Origin of the sequence: Pseudoxanthomonas sp. LjRoot143 (genome assembly GCF_964252945.1) — a bacterium.
Classification (GTDB): domain Bacteria; phylum Pseudomonadota; class Gammaproteobacteria; order Xanthomonadales; family Xanthomonadaceae; genus Pseudoxanthomonas_A.
In genome coordinates, this window is the sequence record NZ_CAXUPM020000001.1 from 1,851,786 (window position 1) to 1,870,458 (window position 18,673).

18 protein-coding genes and 1 pseudogene are annotated in these 18,673 nt (G+C 63.0%); 14 read left to right on the forward strand and 5 right to left on the reverse strand.

The window, feature by feature from the left end; genetic code table 11:
• Nucleotides 1–11: 11 nt before the first annotated feature.
• Nucleotides 12–2,360, reverse strand: coding sequence for an ATP-binding protein (locus ACSQ1W_RS08720; RefSeq protein ID WP_436042921.1), 2,349 nt, complete (start codon nucleotides 2,358–2,360; stop codon nucleotides 12–14).
• A gap of 392 nt (nucleotides 2,361–2,752) precedes the next feature.
• Here ACSQ1W_RS08720 and ACSQ1W_RS08725 point away from each other — a divergent pair, with 392 nt between their 5' ends.
• The 4 genes from ACSQ1W_RS08725 to ACSQ1W_RS08740 all read left to right on the forward strand — a co-directional run bounded on the left by ACSQ1W_RS08725 (nucleotide 2,753) and on the right by ACSQ1W_RS08740 (nucleotide 7,091).
• On the forward strand, nucleotides 2,753–3,580 hold the full coding sequence (locus ACSQ1W_RS08725) for a DUF932 domain-containing protein (protein ID WP_003092327.1): 828 nt from the start codon (nucleotides 2,753–2,755) through the stop codon (nucleotides 3,578–3,580).
• Between the two features lie 80 nt (nucleotides 3,581–3,660).
• On the forward strand, nucleotides 3,661–5,730 hold the full coding sequence (locus tag ACSQ1W_RS08730) for a ParB/RepB/Spo0J family partition protein (protein ID WP_000994919.1): 2,070 nt from the start codon (nucleotides 3,661–3,663) through the stop codon (nucleotides 5,728–5,730).
• 61 nt (nucleotides 5,731–5,791) lie between these two features.
• A complete protein-coding gene (locus tag ACSQ1W_RS08735; protein WP_022580212.1) occupies nucleotides 5,792–6,001 on the forward strand; it encodes a hypothetical protein in 210 nt (69 codons plus the stop codon).
• A 775-nt stretch (nucleotides 6,002–6,776) separates the two neighbouring features.
• A complete protein-coding gene (locus ACSQ1W_RS08740; RefSeq protein WP_001273857.1) occupies nucleotides 6,777–7,091 on the forward strand; it encodes a DUF736 domain-containing protein in 315 nt (104 codons plus the stop codon).
• A gap of 312 nt (nucleotides 7,092–7,403) precedes the next feature.
• On the opposite strand, the gene ACSQ1W_RS08745 is transcribed toward ACSQ1W_RS08740, so the two are convergent.
• On the reverse strand, nucleotides 7,404–7,697 hold the full coding sequence (locus tag ACSQ1W_RS08745; protein WP_006379425.1) for a helix-turn-helix domain-containing protein: 294 nt from the start codon (nucleotides 7,695–7,697) through the stop codon (nucleotides 7,404–7,406).
• A gap of 287 nt (nucleotides 7,698–7,984) precedes the next feature.
• Between ACSQ1W_RS08745 and ACSQ1W_RS08750 the strand changes: the two genes are divergently transcribed.
• The 9 genes from ACSQ1W_RS08750 to ACSQ1W_RS08790 all read left to right on the forward strand — a co-directional run bounded on the left by ACSQ1W_RS08750 (nucleotide 7,985) and on the right by ACSQ1W_RS08790 (nucleotide 15,443).
• Nucleotides 7,985–8,332 (forward strand): DUF2958 domain-containing protein, encoded by a 348-nt coding sequence (locus tag ACSQ1W_RS08750; RefSeq protein WP_016487838.1) that lies wholly within the window; start codon nucleotides 7,985–7,987, stop codon nucleotides 8,330–8,332.
• Between the two features lie 342 nt (nucleotides 8,333–8,674).
• Nucleotides 8,675–9,445, forward strand: coding sequence for a DUF2285 domain-containing protein (locus tag ACSQ1W_RS08755; protein ID WP_003092318.1), 771 nt, complete (start codon nucleotides 8,675–8,677; stop codon nucleotides 9,443–9,445).
• A gap of 111 nt (nucleotides 9,446–9,556) precedes the next feature.
• Nucleotides 9,557–9,841, forward strand: a complete 285-nt coding sequence (locus tag ACSQ1W_RS08760) for a helix-turn-helix transcriptional regulator (protein ID WP_001247107.1) — start codon at nucleotides 9,557–9,559, stop codon at nucleotides 9,839–9,841.
• Between the two features lie 14 nt (nucleotides 9,842–9,855).
• The gene (locus ACSQ1W_RS08765) at nucleotides 9,856–10,713 is read left to right on the forward strand and encodes a replication initiator protein A (RefSeq protein WP_003092315.1); all 858 of its coding nucleotides are present in this window, start codon (nucleotides 9,856–9,858) and stop codon (nucleotides 10,711–10,713) included.
• Between the two features lie 241 nt (nucleotides 10,714–10,954).
• The gene (gene parA / locus ACSQ1W_RS08770; protein WP_003092312.1) at nucleotides 10,955–11,593 is read left to right on the forward strand and encodes a ParA family partition ATPase; all 639 of its coding nucleotides are present in this window, start codon (nucleotides 10,955–10,957) and stop codon (nucleotides 11,591–11,593) included.
• Nucleotides 11,590–11,853: a hypothetical protein gene (locus ACSQ1W_RS08775; protein WP_000147048.1), complete on the forward strand. Its 264-nt coding sequence runs from the start codon at nucleotides 11,590–11,592 to the stop codon at nucleotides 11,851–11,853. The genes parA and ACSQ1W_RS08775 overlap by 4 nt, the downstream gene beginning before the upstream one ends.
• Nucleotides 11,850–12,407: a DUF2840 domain-containing protein gene (locus ACSQ1W_RS08780; RefSeq protein WP_023093372.1), complete on the forward strand. Its 558-nt coding sequence runs from the start codon at nucleotides 11,850–11,852 to the stop codon at nucleotides 12,405–12,407. The genes ACSQ1W_RS08775 and ACSQ1W_RS08780 overlap by 4 nt, the downstream gene beginning before the upstream one ends.
• Nucleotides 12,404–12,991 (forward strand): S26 family signal peptidase, encoded by a 588-nt coding sequence (locus tag ACSQ1W_RS08785; RefSeq protein WP_003092304.1) that lies wholly within the window; start codon nucleotides 12,404–12,406, stop codon nucleotides 12,989–12,991. Before ACSQ1W_RS08780 ends, ACSQ1W_RS08785 begins: the two co-directional genes overlap by 4 nt.
• A gap of 448 nt (nucleotides 12,992–13,439) precedes the next feature.
• Nucleotides 13,440–15,443 (forward strand): relaxase/mobilization nuclease domain-containing protein, encoded by a 2,004-nt coding sequence (locus ACSQ1W_RS08790; RefSeq protein WP_226031007.1) that lies wholly within the window; start codon nucleotides 13,440–13,442, stop codon nucleotides 15,441–15,443.
• A gap of 66 nt (nucleotides 15,444–15,509) precedes the next feature.
• Here ACSQ1W_RS08790 and ACSQ1W_RS08795 read toward each other — a convergent pair whose 3' ends face one another.
• From ACSQ1W_RS08795 to ACSQ1W_RS08805, 3 genes and pseudogenes are all read right to left on the reverse strand, one after another.
• Nucleotides 15,510–16,109, reverse strand: a complete 600-nt coding sequence (locus tag ACSQ1W_RS08795; RefSeq protein ID WP_226031008.1) for an ABC-type transport auxiliary lipoprotein family protein — start codon at nucleotides 16,107–16,109, stop codon at nucleotides 15,510–15,512.
• Between the two features lie 92 nt (nucleotides 16,110–16,201).
• Nucleotides 16,202–17,131 (reverse strand): MlaD family protein, encoded by a 930-nt coding sequence (locus ACSQ1W_RS08800; RefSeq protein ID WP_000433686.1) that lies wholly within the window; start codon nucleotides 17,129–17,131, stop codon nucleotides 16,202–16,204.
• A 91-nt stretch (nucleotides 17,132–17,222) separates the two neighbouring features.
• Nucleotides 17,223–17,549, reverse strand: a pseudogene (locus tag ACSQ1W_RS08805) (ABC transporter ATP-binding protein); the annotation flags it as partial.
• A 52-nt stretch (nucleotides 17,550–17,601) separates the two neighbouring features.
• On the opposite strand from ACSQ1W_RS08805, the gene ACSQ1W_RS08810 reads away from it, so the two are divergent.
• On the forward strand, nucleotides 17,602–18,669 hold the full coding sequence (locus ACSQ1W_RS08810; protein ID WP_306685855.1) for an IS481 family transposase: 1,068 nt from the start codon (nucleotides 17,602–17,604) through the stop codon (nucleotides 18,667–18,669).
• Nucleotides 18,670–18,673: the final 4 nt, after the last annotated feature.

The window sequence follows — 18,673 nt, forward strand, 5'->3', positions numbered from 1 at the left end:
CCGTGTTGCACTCAGCTTCTGCAACCGCCCCCAATAACGTCGCTATGTGAATACTTATTGATAAAGCGGTAGATTTTTTCTTTAAGCTCTGGTGTCGTGATGGTGCAATCTTTTAGGCCAGCCTCCATCAATTGACTAATGTCGCTTCGACGCCTTGGATATTTGAAGGTGAAAAACGATTCAACAAGCTTTCGGGCGAGGTTGGCGGTCAAGAACGCCTCATCTCGATTGAGTGTTGTGTGCGCCCTATATTCGTAGAGCTTCTTGAAGATATAGTGGTACTCGGAACCGTAGTTCTTGAGTGAGTCGTCGGCATCCACAAGTAGGGAGTGACGAGGGGAGCCAGGTGGCGCATCCAGGCGATAAAAGAAGCAATTCTCGGCGTTGCCTTTTTTGACTCGATTCCTATTGGTGCCAGTGAACCAGTCTCTCACTAGCTTAAAGTAAGTGAAGTTGTGAGTCAGCACAAAAAGTTGCTTGGCTTCAGTGCATTGCGTTCTCAAAAACGAGTAGGCGTGAAACAAGTGATTAGAATCAAAGCTTGAGACCGGATCGTCAACGACGACGATCGTATCCTTGATGTTATTTCCATTTTCTTTGAGCTTCGTGATGAAATAGACAAATGCAATCGCAGTTTTCTCACCTTCGCTCAAATTCCCATCGTGCTCACCAACCCCGTTTCTGATGATCTCATAGCCTTTCTTCTTCTGATTGAAGTTCAGGCAAAGCTCAGAGCGGCCAATGAAGCGATGCAGGATGTCATTGAACTCCTTTGCCCCGACCGTTTCATTCGAGAGCGCCGCTTCTATGGCTCCGACCTCTAGACTAATTTTTTCAATTTCCTTATGGTCGTTCTTTGCTTCTGACTCAAGGTCATTGCACTTCTTCTCACTTCCAGCATAGTCAAACTCTTGCACCTCAGCCGCAGCAAAGTGAAGCTCCAGTGCCACCTTGCTTTTTGAGGTCTCAGATTTGAAATTTGAAGTCTTATTGTTGTGCTTTCCAACGAGAGCAACAATCGATTTCAGGATGTCATTGAAATTGGTGACATCGTCTTCAACCACATCCGAGATCTGAATGTCTGTCTTCCCAGGGTCTGTGATCTTGGCCTTCAGGGCTTCCCGCCAGGCGTCGATTTGCTGGTCGATCTTTTCAGCAGCAGTTGCGTAGTCCTTTTGAAGCTTCTCTGCCTCGGCCGATAGTTCTTTATAAAACTCGGTCGATGCGGGAAACTGATTAGCTGGAGCGCCTTGAGATTCAATCCATGTCGCCGCGTTCTGAAGTCGGCTCTGAAACTCCGTGAACTCCTTGCTGAAGTGGGCAGCAAGCGCCTCGGCACGAAGCTGGGCGAACGGAGAGCCGCAGAACTCGCAGGATTGCGAGTCGTGGTTTTTATGGATTTCCAAGCCTGCTTGAACCCATTCGCGGATTTCCGGGTTATCGGTCAGCCGCTGGATTGCTTGATTGACCGCCGTAGTCCCAATCAAATCTCTGATGCGGCCCGCCGCTTTCTTAAAGTAGTCCGGCTCAATGGCCGTTGAGGCGAAAGCAATGCTTGGAAGCTGATCTGGCTTGGCGGCATTCGTAAGGTCGATAACCCTCTCATCTGGAAGAACCGACTCCGCCTTGATAATTGTCTCGCCGTTATTCTGTATGAAGTTGAAGAGCTTGCGGCGGTCGTAATTCAAGTAATAACTGTCGCTCGTATCAATCGCCTGAAGTCCAAGCTTCATTTTCTTGGCAGCATTGGTCAGGAACTTCTCTAATGCCTCACGCTGCTTCTTGATATCGCTTTGCTTGTCGTCGTGAGCCTTCTTTTTCGACTGAAGCTCGCTCTTCAGCTTCTCCAGCTTCTGCAAGTCATCAATCTTCTCTTTCGCAATAAGAAGGATGCTCTTTACGGATTTGTCCCAATCAATGTTCTCATGCACGAAGCGTTGATTGAAAACATGAATATTCAATTGGGATGAGTGGAGTGTGGATTCCGTGATCGTTGAGCCATCCTCCAGAACTACTGAAAATTGGCCCGTGCTGAAGCGGGGAACCATCGAGCGAAGCTCAAAGCAAGAGAATAGATTCGATAACGTTGACTTGCCTGTTCCATTCCAACCATAGACCAGGTTGTACCGGCCGAACTTTTGGATCTTCGTTCCATTGAAGTCGCTGAAGATTCCGAACTGTTTGAGGCGGTTGATGCAGACAATCATCTCTATATCTCCGTGTTCTTGCTTTCCCATCATTTGCTTGCGAAACAAATGGTAAACGAAGAGTCCTCTTGCGTCTCCGCTTCGCGGATCGCGCTGCTCCAGGTTCGCTAGTCGCTCATCCCTGGCGGGACTGGCTTCGCCAGCCTTCCGCATCGCTGACGCCTACGGCCCGGCTTCCAGCTTCGGGCCTGCGCGCTTCGCTTGCGTGCGGTCAGCACAAAGGGATGGCCGTTGCCTTGTCCAGCCGTCTCCCCTGACTTCATCACCTTACCCGCGACCGTAGCCCGCGACCGTGTGCCGTCAAGGCGCGCAGGGCCGTGTCCTCGGCTGCGCCTGCGGGCCGCACCAACCCTGCGCTTGGCTCCTTGACGGCCCCCGTCCGCGCGCTCCTTTGGGCGCGGGCGATGAACTCAGGAAAGACGGTGGCAACAGGGCCAACCGGGTTCCTCGTGCCGACCGCACCAAACAGCCGAAAGGCTGGGCTCCGAATCTAGAAATCCGGTGTGCGGTGTGAACAGCAAACCTCTTTTGTCAGGAGAAAGACCATGCAACTCGCATCCCGTTTCGCTTTCCGCTCCCCCTCGCTGCGCAGCGATTACCCGCTGTCCGACGACCAGATTCACCGCGTGGCCCCGTCCATCTTCGCGGATGCCCCGCACGAGAGCCGTTCGCAGCGGTACGCCTATATCCCCACCGCCGCCGTGCTGACCGAGCTTCGCAAAGAAGGCTTCCAGCCTTTCATGGTGACGCAAACCCGCGTGCGCGACGAAGGCAAGCGCGAGCACACCAAACACATGATTCGCTTGCGCCATGCCAGCCAGATCAACGGCGCGGAGGCCAACGAAATCGTGCTGCTGAACTCGCACGACGGCACCAGCAGCTATCAGATGCTGGCCGGAATGTTCCGGTTCGTGTGCAGCAATGGCCTTGTCTGCGGCAACACCGTGGCCGATGTGCGAGTGCCCCATAAAGGCGACGTGGCCGGTCTGGTCATTGAGGGGGCTTACGAAGTCTTGAGCGGTTTCGATCGGGTGAAGGAATCGCGCGATGCCATGCGCGGCATCACCTTGGACGATGGCGAATCCGAAGTGTTCGCCCGCGCCGCGCTCGCCCTCAAGTACGACGACCCCGACAAGCCCGCGCCCATCACGGAATCGCAAATCCTGATGCCGCGCCGCTTCGACGACCGCCGCCCCGACCTGTGGAGCGTGTTCAACCGCACCCAAGAAAACCTGACCCAAGGCGGGCTGCGTGGCCGCAGCGCCAACGGGCGCCGACAGCAAACCCGCCCGGTGCAGGGCATCGACCAAAACATCCGACTAAATCGCGCCCTCTGGCTGCTGGCCGATGGCATGCGCCAGTTGAAAGCCTGAATCCCCACGCGGCAGGGGCAGGCAGCAGCCCTTGTCGCTTTCTTCGCTGCTGCATCCCTGAACCGATAGGAGTTATCACCATGAACGCCGTTACCCAAACCGAAGCCCGCGCCATCAACACCGCCGCCGCTATCCCGCTGGAAGCCGCTGATCCGACCAAGAACCTGATTCTGGTTCCGCTGTCGCGGCTGGTGTCGCGTCCCACTGGCCGCAACGTGCGCAAGACCCCGCGCATGTCCATTCCCGAACTCGCCGCCAGCATCCAGCGTGTCGGCCTGCTGCAAAACCTCATCGTGATTGCCGCCGCCGATGGCGAGCATTACGAGGTCGTGGCCGGTGACCGTCGCCTCGCAGCGTTGAAGCTGCTGGCGAAAAAGCACCGCATTAGCAAGGAATGGGAGGTGCCTTGCCTGCTGGTGGCCGATGGCACCGCCCGCACGGCCAGCCTCACCGAGAACGTGCAGCGCGAAGCCATGCACCCCGCCGACCAGTTCGAGGCGTTCGCCGCGCTCGTGGCCGAAGGCCGCAGCATCGAGGACATTGCAGCGGATTTCAGCGTCACGCCGCTGGTGGTGCAGCGCCGTCTGAAACTCGCCAACGTGTCGCCGCGCCTGCTGGCCGACTACCGGGCCGAGGCCGTGAGCCTTGACCAGTTGATGGCCCTCGCCATCACCGACGACCATGCTGCGCAGGAAGCCGCGTTCTACGATGCGCCCACATGGCAGCGCGGCCCGCACAACCTGCGCGACCGCCTGACCGAACGCGAAATCGACGCCTACCGGCATCCGCTGGTGCGCTTTGTCGGGCTGGACGGCTACGAGCAGGAAGGCGGTGGCATCCGCCGCGACCTGTTCGCGGAGGGCGACAAAGGCGTGTATCTGACCGATGCCGCACTGCTGGAACGGCTGGCGCAGGACAAGCTGGCAGGTATCGCCGCCAAGGTGCAGGCCGAGGGCTGGGCGTGGGTGGATGCCACGCCGGGCATGACCCATGCCGATCTGCAAGCCTTCCAGCGTGCGCCAAGGGAACGCCGCAGTCCGAACAAGCGCGACGCGCAGCGCATCGAGAAGCTGCAAACCAAGCTGCACGAACTGGCCGAGGCGGTGGATGCCGCGCTGGACGACGAGGACGAGGAAAAGGCCGATGCCTTGCAGGAAGAAGGCGAACGCCTGGGCGAGCAGTTGCAGGCGCTGGAAGATGGCTTGCTGGACTATGCGGCCAACGTGAAGGCCGCAGCCGGTGCCATTGTCACCATCGACCGCGACGGGCAGGCCGCGATTCATCGCGGGCTGCTGCGCGAAGCGGAGGCCAAGGCACTGCGCACGCTGGAGCGGCTGCGGCAGGGTTTCGGCAGCGAAGGCGAAGCCGCGAACGAGGACGCAGGCGAGGACGACGAGCAGCCCAAGACCGCCGCCATGTCTGACCGACTGGCGCAGCGGTTGAGCGCGCACCGTACCGCTGCGCTGCAAATCGAAGTTGCACGGCATCCGCAAGCAGCGCTGGCCGCCGTGGTGCATGGCATGGTGCAGACCGTCTTGCAGGAAAGGCACTACGGGCACGACCTGCCGCTGGGTGTGCGCCTCACGGTGCAAGACCGGCTGGAAGGCATGGCCCCGGACTGGCCGGAATCACCCGCCGCCGTGGCGCTGCGCGAACTGCAACAGGTGGCAGGCGAAACCTTGCCGGAGGACAGCGCCGAACTGTTCGCCGCGCTGCTGGCGAAATCACAGGATGAACTGGTGCGGCTGTTGGCCGTGTGCTTAGCTTCCACGGTGGACGTGGTGACGCCTCGCGCCACGCCGCACCAGCCCGGCGCGGAACTGGCGCAGGCCGTGGGGCTGGATATGGCCGCGTGGTGGCAGCCCACCAATGAGGGTTACTTCCGGCATGTGCCGAAGGCCGCGATTCTGGAAGCCGTTGGCGGGTTCGCGCCCTCGCACGTCACCCGACTGGCGAAGTTGAAGAAGGGCGACATTGCCAGCGAAGCCGAACGGCTGGCCGCTGGCACCGGCTGGATGCCCGCCATCTTCCGCTCCGAAGGCCCGCAGCAGACCGGGCAGGACGCGCCGGCGGATGGCGAAGCCGAAGCACAGGAAGAAGTGGCCGCCGTGGCGGATGACCAGCCGCAGGCCGAGGCTTTGGCCGCGTGACTTCGCACCGTAGATAGCGCCCCGGTTCCGGCCGGGGCGCTTCATGTTGAGGATGCCTGCCATGACCCACCAACCCGCAAACCGCCCCCGCATAGCTGCGACCTATGCCTCCGGCACGGTGCGCGCCCGCCGCTGGCACGGCGACGGCGACGTGCGCGGCTACCGTCCGCCGCGTGGCTGGACGGCCCGCGCCGACCTGACCGATCTGCATCCCCTCACGGGCCGCGCCTTGCCGCGCGCCGTGTGGTGGATCATCGAAACCAAGGAATAACGAGCCGCACCGGCCCCAAGCCGTGCCGCCTTGGGGCCGGTGGTCGAAAACTCCGGGCGCGGCGGTGGCCGCGCCCGGTTTCACTGCTCAAAGCCAAAACGCCCCATCGCCGCCTTCGGACAGGCGGCGATGGGGCCACGCACAAGGGCGCTCGTGCGCGAAATCCACGAAGCCAGCAAGTGTGGCGGCGCATCGCGCCGCCAACGATTCGACCGAGCCCCGCCGCAATGGGCGGGGCTGGTGTGGCTACGCCCCGGCTTGCTGCGGCAGGTTGCACGAAAGCGTGCCGTCCCCGACGCTGGCGGTTCGTTGTCTGTACGTCACGAAAGACGGTTCACCGACACGCCGCCCAGCCTCGCTTCTATGGAGCTTCCACACCACGCCTCAGTATGTGGCCGTGAGCTGCGGCAGGGGCGCTCTGGCCTTGTCGTCGGGGCATTGACCTGGCCCGCGTCAGGGCGCAAGCCGGTGCAGCCGTCACGCGGGGATGCCGAGTTGGCCACGTCTCCATTCGGGAGCGGGCGGCCTGTGCGTCCTTGTCTTGTTGTGAATCCTGGCGGTGGCGCGGCTGCGCCTTGTGCTTGATGGCCGCAACCTTGCAGCGAAAACAATTTCCCCTGCGCTGCGCGCATTCCTCGCGGGACAAATTCTTTTCGCTTCCAGGTTCTCCACGTTGTTGCGACCGCTGTGCGGTGCGACCAGCCCATCCCCCGCCGGCCGGATCACAACAAGGACGCACTGGCGCGACCTTGTTCAACCCGAAAGGAGAAACATCATGGCTAACATCGGCACCTTCACCGCAGAGAAAGACGGCTTCACCGGCACGCTTCGCACCCTGACGCTCAACGTCAAGGTCAAGCTGGTTCCCAACGACAAGGGCGACACCGAGAACGCCCCCGACTTCCACCTGCAAGCGGCTGGCCACGAAGTCGGCGCAGCGTGGAAGAAGACCAGCGAGGCCGGGCGGGAATACCTGTCCGTATCCATCGACGACCCTTCGTTCCCGGCGACGGTCTATGCCCGCCTGATCGAGAACGAGGACGGCACGCACGACCTGATCTGGTCGCGCAACAAGCCGAAGGCGGCCTGACAGCCGCTTACCGCGTCCCGCCCACTGCGGCGGGGCGCGATGCTGCTGATCGCAGCACCGCACGCGCAGGATTTCTGCTGCTGCCGCGTGCTGGATACGCCCGTCACGGCGGGCCTGCATGCGTGCCTTGTGGCTCGCAATCCGTGTCAACGAGCGGTGTGTGGCGTGTCGGCGCTGTAAGCGCCGCCGGGCTTTCGGGCTTCGCCCCGTGCCGGCAAGCCGTCACGGCCATCCGGCTTCAATCCCTCACGCCTTCGCGCCTGCGGCGCTGCGCGCTCCGCTTGCTGCAATTCAGTACCACACGCCAACGCGCTAAGGCGTGTCGGGCTCTTCCAATATCGCCCTGAGTTCCTGGCGCACCTGTGCCAGCAATTCATCAGCTTCGCGGGTGCTGTCACCGGCATAAGCCAATGTGAGCAGCGTGAGCGGATGCACTTCCATGACCTCGCACAGATCGGCCAGCTTCTGGATGGTTGGGCTTTTCAGGTCGCGCTCCAGCGTGCTCATGTAGGTGCGACTGGACACGTTGGAGAACGCTTCCTGGCTCAAACCACGCGCCTTCCTTACCGTCCGAATCGCCGCTGCCAATGAGTTCTTCGCTGCCACCTATGGTTTCCCCAAAAAACCAAGATGACAGCCCATTGCGCCCTATAGGACTACAATCTATAGTGTTCATTTGGTGGTGATGTTTTCCTTTTCCGTGCTTTTACGGAGATCCGCATCTGCGGATTTCCTCAGACCCAGGGAACCGCATCCGTGTCTTTCCTGACTTCCACCAATACGCCTTCGTGCCTCTCCGCTTTTGCGGCTTCGTGCGCTTGCGCATACGTGCATCCGTCCGCAGGCACAGATGCGCCTCGGCGATTGCGTGTGTTCGTGGAAGGGGCGCGGCCTTGACCACGCTTGTCACCGAGGAAGACCGGGTGCACCTACTGGCCCACGGCCTCACCCGCGCCGCAGGCCAGGAATGTGACCCGCTGCCCGTGGTGCGCCTGTTCACACCGGACGCACATGCGACCTGGCTATTGGCCGCGCTCGATCCGACCGATGGCGATACGGCCTACGGCCTGATCGACCTCGGGATCGGGATGCCTGCCCTGGCGACGGTGAAGCTGTCCGATCTGGCGTCCATCGTCGGGCCGCTCAAGCAGCCCGTGATACGAGATCGGTATTTCCAGCCGACGCGGCCGCTGTCGGAATACGTTCGACTGGCTCAGGAAAACGGTTCGATCACCGATTGACGCATTCCAGCGCGACCAGGCAAAAAGTATCGCATTGTGACTATTTCGGTCTTAGCCAAGACCTGGCAAGTCTTGATCCGCATGCTTGCACCAGGGTGGTGCGCTCCTGACCAAAACAGTCATGATGCCAGGCGCGAGATTCGGCACGGTGTTCAATGCTGCACCCCATTTCCGGGCGGTGCAGTCGTCGCATTTAGACGATTTCGGCAATGCACTGGAGCGAATCTGTCTTGACACCAGCAGTTAAAGCGTAACCCGAGTTTGATGACCACTTGATGGCGATTCGATAGCTCCCGCACAGCGGAATTGTGGCGACGTTCCCAGAAACAGGGAGGTTTCGCCATGACTGACCGCAGCAGCCAACACTGGTATCCCACGGCCGCGTATCTCTACACGCTGCACCTCGATGGCCCAGCGCTGGCTTGGGAGTATTTGCGCAGGAATCCAAGCTACCGGCGCGACTGGCTACGCCGGCGTCGCAAGCCTGATGCGGCGCAGGCCTGGGGCCTGCGCCTGCTGGAAGATCCCGGCCTGGATGCGCGCGACGCACATCCTGCTTGGTTCCCCGATCACGATGCCGTGGTGCAGCTATACCCCGACGCCGACCCACCACCCGATGCGCATACCTTCGAGTTCTGGCGCATTCCTGGGCGCAAGCAACTGACCCACGACGGCAAGCGCCTGGTGCTCGTATCGCATTGGCCAGGCTGCTGCGTTCGGCTGGCACTCGCACCCGACCTGGAAGATGGTTCGGCCTATCTCTACGCCACACGCGCCTGCGCCACGCCCTGTGCGCGCTACCGCACGCTCGCTGCGAAGCTGGATGCGCTATCTGCCGCAACCGTGGCCACGCCTGTGGCAACAGCCCGCTCCCGCCCCACGCCCGCCGCGCTGCTGGAACTGCATACCTTGCAAGCGCTCGACGCGACCCTCGCGGGAGCCTCCTTGCGCGAGGTGGGCGAAGGTCTGTTCGGCGCGGATGCCGTCGCGGCCGACTGGCACAAAGACAGTGCATTGCGTGCCCGCGTACGGCGGCTGGTACGCCGCGGCGATGAGCTGATGCACGGCGGCTACCGCCGACTAGCGCAGCTTCCAATGTTCCCGTCGCATTAGGGGGGACGTTTCTCGACCCGTGCGAATCGTCCCTTAGCAAGAAGCCTTGCTTTCTTGAGAGTGCCTCTATCCGGCCGCGTGGTGTGGCCGGGCTTGATGGAGGTACATCCCATGCGACCTGCTCCCTCGCGGCCTGCCGCCGCTGCCGTCACTGCGACCTCGCAGCCTCAACGCTACCTGACAAACGACGAAGCCGCCGACTACCTGCGGCTGTCGCCGCGCACGCTGGAGAAGCAGCGGGTGATCGGCGGCGGCCCCAAGTTCCGCAAGTTCGGCCGCCGCGTCATGTACGCGGTGTCCGACCTCGATGCCTGGGCCGACCAGCGCAGCTACGAGGCCACGTCCGATCCCGAATACGCCGAGCGCCACGCGGGCGACTACCGTGATGGCCGCTGATCGTCGGCGCGTGGGTGGCCTTCGCCATGTCCAGCCCGCCAGGGCAAGCCTTGCCGCAGCGCGAACAGCTCGATCTGTTCCGCGCGCTGCCGGGCGACATGGCGCCACGCGATTCCCAGGACTTGATGGCCTTTCCGTTCTTCTCGCTTGCCAAGTCGCGGCGCACGGCGCCGATCGACTTCCGCAGCGGGAACGTCACCATTCGCGTGGAAGGCACGCAGGAGCACGGCATCGCAACGATATGGGATGCCGACGTGCTGATATGGGCCGCCTCGCAGATCGTGGAGGCGCGCGACGCGGGCCTGCGCCCGTCGCGCTGGATACGCGCCACGCCTTACGAGATTTTGCGCTTCATCGGGCGCGGCACGTCCCTCAACGACTACCAGCGCCTGAAGGCCGCCCTCGACCGGCTGCAATCGACCACGGTGGCCACGTCCATCCGCGAAACCACGGGAAGGCGCTTGCATCGCTTCTCGTGGATCAACGAGTGGAAGGAACTCGCCGACGCCAGCGGCACCCCGCTGGGCATCGAGCTGATCTTGCCGGACTGGTTCTATGCCGGCGTGCTCGACGCCGCCCTGGTGCTGACCATCGACCCGGCCTATTTCCGCTTGAAGGGCGGTATCGAACGCTGGCTGTACCGCCTGGTGCGCAAGCATGGCGGGCGGCAGGAGCACGGCTGGCAATTCGACTTCCGACACCTGTACCGCAAATCCGGCAGCGCGGCCCGCTTCTCGGACTTCGCCTACGACGTGCGCGCCCTGGTGGCGCGGCAGTCGTTGCCCGGCTACGTCCTCGGCATCGAGCGGATGCCGGACGACAACACCGAGCTGCTGACCTTCCGGCCCGTGCCGCACGCGGCACGGGGATAACTGCGGGAGAACCTGTGGACGGCCTCGTGCTATCAGGAGTACCGGGTATCGTGCTATCAGGAGTACGACCCTCGTGCTATCAGGAGTACGAAAACGCCGGAAAGCCAACAACGGCGCGGGTTTGCGTTCCCTCTAACTTACCTAACAAGAAATACATAACTTTTAGTAGAAGCGCGCCGTTTCGGTGGACAACCACGAAACGGCACGGCCAGGCCGGCTTTCCAGCTCGGAGGGCCGCGCCATGATCTTCGCGTTTCTCAACCAGAAAGGCGGCGTCGGCAAGACCACGCTCGCCACGCACATCGCCGGCGAACTGGCGATGCGCGGCCTGCATGTCATCCTGCTGGATGCCGACCCGCAGGGGTCATCGCTCGACTGGACGCAGCGGCGTAGCCAGCAGGGCCTGCCCCGTCTGTTCAGCGCCGTGGGCCTTGCCCGCGAAACGCTGCATCAGGAAGCGCCAGAACTCGCCAGGCGGGCCGATCACATCATCATCGACGGCCCGCCGCGCATCGCCGCCCTCGCGCGTTCCGCGCTGCTGGCGGCCGAGCGCGTGCTGATCCCCGTGCAGCCCAGCCCCTACGACGTATGGGCTTCTGCCGAGATGGTCGCACTGATCCGCGAAGCACAGGTGTTCCGGCCAGCGCTGCGCGCGGCCTTCGTCATCAACCGGCGCGTCAGCACCACCATCATCGGCAGGGAGGCACGGCAATCGCTGGCCGAACAGCCGCTGCCCGCGCTGCGCTCGGAGATCCACCAGCGCATCGTCTTTGCCGACAGCGTAGCCGCTGGCCGGCTCGCCCGCGAAACCGCGCCCGACAGCGCCGCTGCCCGCGAGATCGCCGCGCTCACCGACGAACTGCTGCGGTGGCCGACATGACTGGGAAGCCACCACCACGCAGCAAGCGCGTCGGCATCGGTGCGCGTCCCCCAGCGAATCCGCACGCCGAAGCGTGGATTCGCCAGGGCGACGCAGATGCCGTGCAGAAAGGCGACCTCTACACCGCTCGACTGACGCTCGACATCACGCCCGCCATGCGGGCGCGCATCAAGGTGTCGGCCTTCACGCGAGGCGTGACCGTAGCCGAACTGCTGCGCGACCTGCTGGAGCGGGAGTTTCCCCCGGAGGGCACGCCGTGAACGCATCCGCTTCGACCGCCCACACCCCCAAAGCAAGTGCGCCCACGGCTGCGCCGCCGCCGGCGCCTTCGACACTCGCCGGCCAGGCCGGCAACGTGCCGCTGACGCGCGTGGCGCTGGCCTACATCGAACCGCGCTTCAAGCTCTACCTGCGCTTCGGCGAACCGGCGCGCACGCTCCAGCTCGACCGCTGGCGGCGCTGCGCCGTGTTCCTGCCGAACGCGGTTCTGTGCCGCATCCGTTGGCAGGCCAACGACTACGGCACGATCCGCTGGCAGCTCATGGTGATGCAGACCGCCACGCCGCTGGACGCCGTGCAGCGCATCCCCGGCGTGCAGCCGGGCGCGCGTCTGCTGCTGCACGCCGAAGGCGATGCCAACGTGCGCGCCGTGCTGGAACGCATCGACGGCATCGAGGCGCTGGGCATCGCAGCCGCAGACACATCGCCCGCGTACTGGCGCACGCTCGCGAACCGGCTCGCAGCGCGCTCGGCGCTACCCACATACACCGCAGAACGGCACGCCGCCTGGCTGGCCGGGAGGGCATTGCCATGACCACGATTTCCACGACCGGCCCCGTGCCGCATCCTCGCTCGCGCCTGCGCGCTCGCCTCGTGCTGGCAGGCTTCGCCACCGTCGGCCTCGCTGCGCTGGCCTGGGCGGCGTTCGTGCAGCCCCTGCCGCGAATGGCCTACAACCCGTCCGACAGCGTGGCGGTCGGTTGGTATCGCATCGAACCGTTCGACCCGCGCACCGCCTCGCGGCCACGTCCGCTGTCCGTGGACAGCATCGTGCTGATGCCGCTGCCCGACAGGGCCGCCATGCTGGCTGCGCAGCGCGGCTACCTGCCGACCCGCGTTCCGCTGCTCAAACGTGTGGGCGCAGTCGCGCCACAACACGTTTGCATCGTCGCCGGCCAGGTTCGCATCGACGGCGTGCCGGTGGCCGCCGCCCTGCCTGCCGACCGGCTGGGCCGGCCGCTGCCATCCTTGCAGCTTTGCCGCCGTCTCCAACCGGGCGAACTGTTCCTGTTGAGCGCGACCAACCCGGCGTCGTTCGACAGCCGCTATTTCGGGCCGGTCAGCGCGTTCGCCGTGATCGGCGTTGCGCATCCGATCTGGCTGGAGACACGTCCATGATGGCCGCCGATTCGCTGCACTTTGCCGCGCCTCTCATCGTGCCATCGGGCATGTCGTTCTACTGTTCGTCGCCGTGTCGTCGCGCGTGCAGTGCGGGTGCATTCGCACCGCACTTCGCGCTGCCTTCGGCGCAGCCGCCCAACGTGCAGGCGTCTTGCCTCGAACGCGCCTGGCCTGCGGCCATTGGCGTGTTCGCCGGCGGGCTGGCTGCTCGTGCAGCAGCGCCGCCGGGCCGCCGATGCCCGGAGCGGGAGCGAGGGGCAAAGGCGGAAGGCAAGACAAAAGGGTTCGGCACTCTGCCGCCCGCAAAGCCAGTCTGCACGTGGGGGTGGCGCGGCACGGCGCGGCTTCGCCGCCGTGCCGCGTGGGGCGCGAGGCACGCGCCGATGCAGGCATGTCCGCGTGCTTCGCACGCTCGGACACGCCGGAGCTTGCAGGGAGCACAGCCATGACCGACCGCGGCGACCATGATTTCTGGGTGCGCCCTGGCGCGCCGAAGAACCGAGGCAAAGGCCAGGGCCAGAGCTTCGTTTCCAAGGTGCTCAAGCAGGCTGGCAAGGCCAGCGGCGGCAAGTCGGCGGTGCGCCGTCCTACCGCTGGCGGGAGCGGCCAGCACGCCGGCCAGCGGCCCGGCTCACGGCTTGGACGCGGCCATACGGCGGCGCGCTTCGCAGGCGCAAAGCTGACCCCTATGTCACGGCGCGTGACCATCAAGACGCTGCTGGTCAACCAGCGCAACGCCAGTCCGCAGTCGCTCGCCAAGCACCTGCGCTACATCGAGCGCGACGGTGCCGGCCGGAACGGCGAGCCGGGCCGTGCCTACGGGCCGCAGACCGACGAAGCCGGCCTCGATGCCTTCAAGGAACGCTGCCAGGACGACCGACATCATTTCCGCTTCATCGTCTCACCTGAAGACAGTGCGGAGCTGGACGACCTGCGCACCTACACCCGGCACCTGATGAACCGGATGGAGGCCGACCTGGGGACGCGGCTGGATTGGGTGGCGGTCGATCACTGGAACACCGACAACCCGCACACGCACCTGATCGTGCGCGGACGCGACGATACCGGCAAAGACCTCATCATCGCGGGCGACTACATCGCCCACGGCTTCCGCCATCGCGCCGCCGAGCTGGCGACGGAATGGCTGGGGCCGCGCACCGAACTGGAGATCCAGCAGACCTTGCAGCGCGAGGTGGAGCAAGAGCGGTGGACGAGCCTCGACCGCACGTTGCAGCGCGAGGCCGGCGAGGATGGCCGGGTGCAGATCGAACGCTTCAACGAACCCCGGCTGCAACGCCAGCGCCTGCTGCTGATCGGCCGCCTGCAACACTTGCAGCGCCTGGGCCTGGCCGACGAGGTGCAGCCCGGCACCTGGGCCGTCCATGCGGACGCGGAGAAGACCTTGCGTGCCCTGGGCGAGCGTGGCGACATCATCCGAACGATGCAGCGGGCCATGAGCGGCAAGCCTCGCGAGCTGGCGGTGTTCGAGCCGGGCGACGACGGCCGCACTATCGTCGGTCGCGTGGCTGCTAAGGGTCTGGCCGACGAGCTGCACGACCGCGGCTATCTGGTCATCGACGGGTTGGACGGCAAAGCCCACTACGTCGCGTTGGACGCCCGCGACGAGCTGGCGAACTATCCCATCGGCGCGGTGGTGGAGGTACGCGGTTCCGCCGAGGTGCGGGCGGCCGACAAGAACATCGCCACGCTGGCGAGCAATGGCCTGTACCGCACCGATCACCACCTGGCGATCGAGCAAGGCCGAGCCAAGCCCGGCCGCGACCCGCAAGAGGCTGTGGCGGCCCATATCCGCCGGCTGGAAGCCCTACGGCGGGCCGGCATCGTGGAGCGCGTGGCCGAGGGGTTATGGAAGGTGCCGGACGACTTGGCCGAGCGTGGCCGCCAGTACGACGCGCAGCGGCTGGGCGGCGTGGCGGTCGAACTGAAATCGCATCTGCCGATTGAACGGCAGGCCCGCGTCATCGGCGCGACCTGGCTGGATCAGCAGTTGATCGGCGGCGGCAAGGGACTGGGCGACCTGGGCTTTGGCGGCGATGCTAGGCAAGCCTTGCAGCAGCGCGCCGACTTCCTCGAAGAACAGGGGCTGGCCCAGCGGCGCGGGCAGCGGCTGATTCTCTCCCGGAATCTGCTGGAAACGCTGCGCAATCGGGAGCTGGCGCAGGCCGCCCAGCACATTGCCGCCGATAGCGGATTGGAGCATCGGCACGTCACAGACGGGCAGCGCGTAGCCGGCATCTACCGGCGCTCGGTCATGCTCGCCAGCGGTCGCTATGCGCTGCTCGATGACGGCATGGGATTCAGTCTGGTGCCTTGGCGGCCGATAATCGAGCCACGACTGGGGCAGCAGATCGCCGCGACTGTACGCGGCGGCGGTGTGTCATGGGAGGTTGGACGGCAAAGAGGTCCTGGGATTGGATCGGGGCCGTAGGCTGTCGTACCGAGTTAAGGTGTCGAGCAGCGTTTTGGCCCTAGCTTCTGTGCTCCGTTAAGACGACTAGTCTGTGCTTATCGACGACGCTGTGGGTGCATGGTTGCTTGCCAATTCCGGTGCAACTCGCAAACGCGCTGCCCCGACCTGAACTGCCCATTCAACGATCTGCCCGGCCAATATATCCGTGGCGTCACCGAACGCGCTCACCACATCGGCCTCTCGCTTGCTGCCTGTGGCTTGGATTGCTTCGAAGCGTCTACTGGCAATAGCAGTCCGTTTGGCCGGATCGACCAGTTGCACATCGAGCCGAACCGCGGCGATCGCTTCAGTGCCGCGGTATTCGAGCTGGAACGCCCGCAGCGTACTGCGCAACTCCATATCGGCGCTCATTGGGGTGCTATCGGTAATCACGGAAGTCGACCGCCCATCGCGCATGAAGGCTTCGACGATTCGGTCACGCAGCAGCACCGGTGCGGGGTCGGCCCAACGCACTCCTTGCCAAGCCGACAAGCGACCATCGGGCTGCGCAATGAACAGCCGCTCCGAATCCAGGACGCGACTACTCTCAGGGGCGTAGACGCGCAGCGCCCCGGGTCCCGGAACGGCGCGCGGCGTACTCTCCGCCTGGGCGATGTGATAGTCGGGCAATTTGTAGGTGACCATTGGAGCTGCTTTGGGAAGCACACTGCACGCGGACAAGCCGAGTACTAGCGTCATAGTCACGGCAGCGACGGGAATCATCCTGGCGGAAGTGTTCACGGCTTGGTTTCCTCAATGTTCTCTCCACCGAGCAGGTATTGCGCCGGATTGCGATCCAGTCGGCGCAGCACGGTGTTTAGATTGGCCAGCGCCTGCTGGAGTTCGTGCATGGCAGGACCTGTGGCGGCCAAGCCCTGGTTCAGCGATTCCTGATTGTTTTGCAGTAGCGTCTCAACCCTGAAAGCGGCGCGTTCGAGGGATGCCGTTGCATCACGCGTGTTCACCATGATTTGCTTACCATCGTTATTTAGTAGCAGGTTGGCATCGCGAAGAGTGCTATTTGCTTGGCGCACGGCAGCTGTCGATTCTCTGCTTGCTTCGGTCAGATTGCTGATTAACGTCGCGATCTCGGCCCTCTGGTCAGCGACCGCGCCCGTGGTCTGTTCAAGATTCACCAGACTGCGGTGCACAAGAGCCAAATTCTCCTTCGACAGTAACTCCTGCGTGCGCAGCAAGATGCCGTTGAGTGTCGTCATGCTGTTCCCCTCACCGGAGACCAGGGATGCCATCGCCGAACGTGGTGCGAGGATCAACGGTTCCTCGTCCTCTCTCCGATCCAGCAATGGCACGTTTGGCCCACCGTCGCTCAACTCGATCACCGCGTTGCCGGTAATTCCCGTGATGACCAATTCAGCGCGGGTATCCTGCCGGACCGGGATGGTGGCATTGATGCGTACGCGCGCTATCGCCCGCCTTGGGTCTCGCGGTGAAAGAGAAAGTGCAACGACTTCGCCAATCGTGATTCCGCTGTACTGAACCTGGCTGCCGGGCGTAAGCCCGGTCACTGGCTCATCGAACATAATCCGGTAATACTGGTAATCGTGGTCGGAACGTGTGTCGCTGAGCCAAAGCGCGAAGCCAATACCAATCGCACCGAGCAGCACGACGAACAGACCAATGAATACATGATGGGCACGTGGTTCCATGATCAGACCACCTCGTTCTCAGAGTTTAAATATTGCGTGCGCCCAGCCCAATGCGTGCGCGACGGAAGAATGATGCAGATGCGGAGGGGTTTCATGGCTGCGTCTCTTGGCTGGAAGCACCAGTGGCCTGTGCGGCCGCACGGCCACGGGGGCCGTGAAAGTATTCCTGTATCCACGGGTGCTTGAAGCGCTCGACTGCCTCGATGCCGTCGTTGATGAGTACCTTCTGGTTCGCCAGGACCGCGACACGGTCGCATATGGTGTACAGCGTATCGAGGTCGTGGGTTACCAGAAACACCGTGAGGCCCAGTGCATTGCGCAGGGTCAGAATCAATTGGTCGAAAGATGCAGCCCCGATTGGATCCAGTCCTGCGGTGGGTTCGTCAAGAAACAGGATGTTCGCATCAAGTGTAAAAGCTACGACTTGATCTGACATTAATCTAGCTCAACGAGAGCAAAGGAGGTGTCAGATGACCCAAGAGCAGAAGATCATACGCAACAAGCTGGGCTTGTTGAAACTGGCGCAGACGCTGGGCAGCGTATCGCAGGCTTGCAAGGTGCTGGGCTTCAGCCGCGACAGCTTCTATCGATTCAAGGAGCTGTACGAGACGGGCGGCGAAACCGCGCTGGCGGAGATATCGCGGCAGAAGCCGAACCTGAAGAATCGGGTGGATCCAAAGATCGAGGAAGCTGTTGTGGCGTTTGCCGTGGAGCAACCCGCGTTCGGCCAAGTCCGCGTGGCCAATGAGTTGCGCAAGCGGGGCTTGTCGGTATCGCCTGCAGGGGTGCGCACGATCTGGTTGCGCCATGATCTGCAAACCTTTCAGCAGCGTCTGAAGGCGCTGTCGGCCAAGGTGGCGCAGGAAGGCCTGATTCTTACCGAAGATCAGCTGCGCGCACTTGAGAAAGCCAAGGAGGAAAAAGCCGCGCATGGCGAGATCGAGACAGAGCATCCAGGCTACCTGGGCGCGCAGGATACTTACTACGTGGGCAATATCAAGGGCGTGGGGCGTATCTACCAGCAGACTTTCATCGACACCTACAGCAAGGTGGCGATGGTCAAACTGTACGATCGCAAACATGCGATCACCGCGGCGGACATGCTCAACGATCGGGTGTTGCCGTTCTTCGAGGAGCACGACGTGCCGTTGCTGCGCATCCTGACCGATCGTGGCAGTGAATACTGCGGTAACCGGGAGACCCACGAATATCAGTTGTATCTGGATATCGAGGCGATTGATCACACCCGTACCAAGGCCAAGAGTCCGCAGACCAACGGTATTTGTGAGCGGTTCCATCAGACGATCCAGAACGAATTCTATGCGAGCGCGTTCCGGCGCAAGCTCTATCACGATCTGAACGAACTGCAGAGCGATGTCGACGCATGGATGCAGACCTACAATACCGAACGCACGCACTCGGGGAAATACTGCTACGGCAAGACGCCGATGCAGACGTTCGCAGAAAGTGCGTCATTGGCGCGCGACAGGCAACTGGATCGGATCATGCCGACAAAGCCCATCGTACAAACCGCTTAGGTGA

What these genes read in the sequence shown, in the direction of transcription:
- ACSQ1W_RS08740 (WP_001273857.1), top strand. Translation starts at nt 6,777, where the DNA reads ATGGCTAACATCGGCACCTTCACCGCAGAGAAAGACGGCTTCACCGGC.
- ACSQ1W_RS08720 (WP_436042921.1), bottom strand. Translation starts at nt 2,360, where the DNA reads ATGCGGAAGGCTGGCGAAGCCAGTCCCGCCAGGGATGAGCGACTAGCG.
- ACSQ1W_RS08790 (WP_226031007.1), top strand. Translation starts at nt 13,440, where the DNA reads ATGACCGACCGCGGCGACCATGATTTCTGGGTGCGCCCTGGCGCGCCG.
- ACSQ1W_RS08725 (WP_003092327.1), top strand. Translation starts at nt 2,753, where the DNA reads ATGCAACTCGCATCCCGTTTCGCTTTCCGCTCCCCCTCGCTGCGCAGC.
- ACSQ1W_RS08760 (WP_001247107.1), top strand. Translation starts at nt 9,557, where the DNA reads ATGCGACCTGCTCCCTCGCGGCCTGCCGCCGCTGCCGTCACTGCGACC.
- ACSQ1W_RS08730 (WP_000994919.1), top strand. Translation starts at nt 3,661, where the DNA reads ATGAACGCCGTTACCCAAACCGAAGCCCGCGCCATCAACACCGCCGCC.
- parA (WP_003092312.1), top strand. Translation starts at nt 10,955, where the DNA reads ATGATCTTCGCGTTTCTCAACCAGAAAGGCGGCGTCGGCAAGACCACG.
- ACSQ1W_RS08755 (WP_003092318.1), top strand. Translation starts at nt 8,675, where the DNA reads ATGACTGACCGCAGCAGCCAACACTGGTATCCCACGGCCGCGTATCTC.
- ACSQ1W_RS08775 (WP_000147048.1), top strand. Translation starts at nt 11,590, where the DNA reads ATGACTGGGAAGCCACCACCACGCAGCAAGCGCGTCGGCATCGGTGCG.
- ACSQ1W_RS08795 (WP_226031008.1), bottom strand. Translation starts at nt 16,109, where the DNA reads ATGGTCACCTACAAATTGCCCGACTATCACATCGCCCAGGCGGAGAGT.
- ACSQ1W_RS08785 (WP_003092304.1), top strand. Translation starts at nt 12,404, where the DNA reads ATGACCACGATTTCCACGACCGGCCCCGTGCCGCATCCTCGCTCGCGC.
- ACSQ1W_RS08735 (WP_022580212.1), top strand. Translation starts at nt 5,792, where the DNA reads ATGACCCACCAACCCGCAAACCGCCCCCGCATAGCTGCGACCTATGCC.
- ACSQ1W_RS08810 (WP_306685855.1), top strand. Translation starts at nt 17,602, where the DNA reads ATGACCCAAGAGCAGAAGATCATACGCAACAAGCTGGGCTTGTTGAAA.
- ACSQ1W_RS08800 (WP_000433686.1), bottom strand. Translation starts at nt 17,131, where the DNA reads ATGGAACCACGTGCCCATCATGTATTCATTGGTCTGTTCGTCGTGCTG.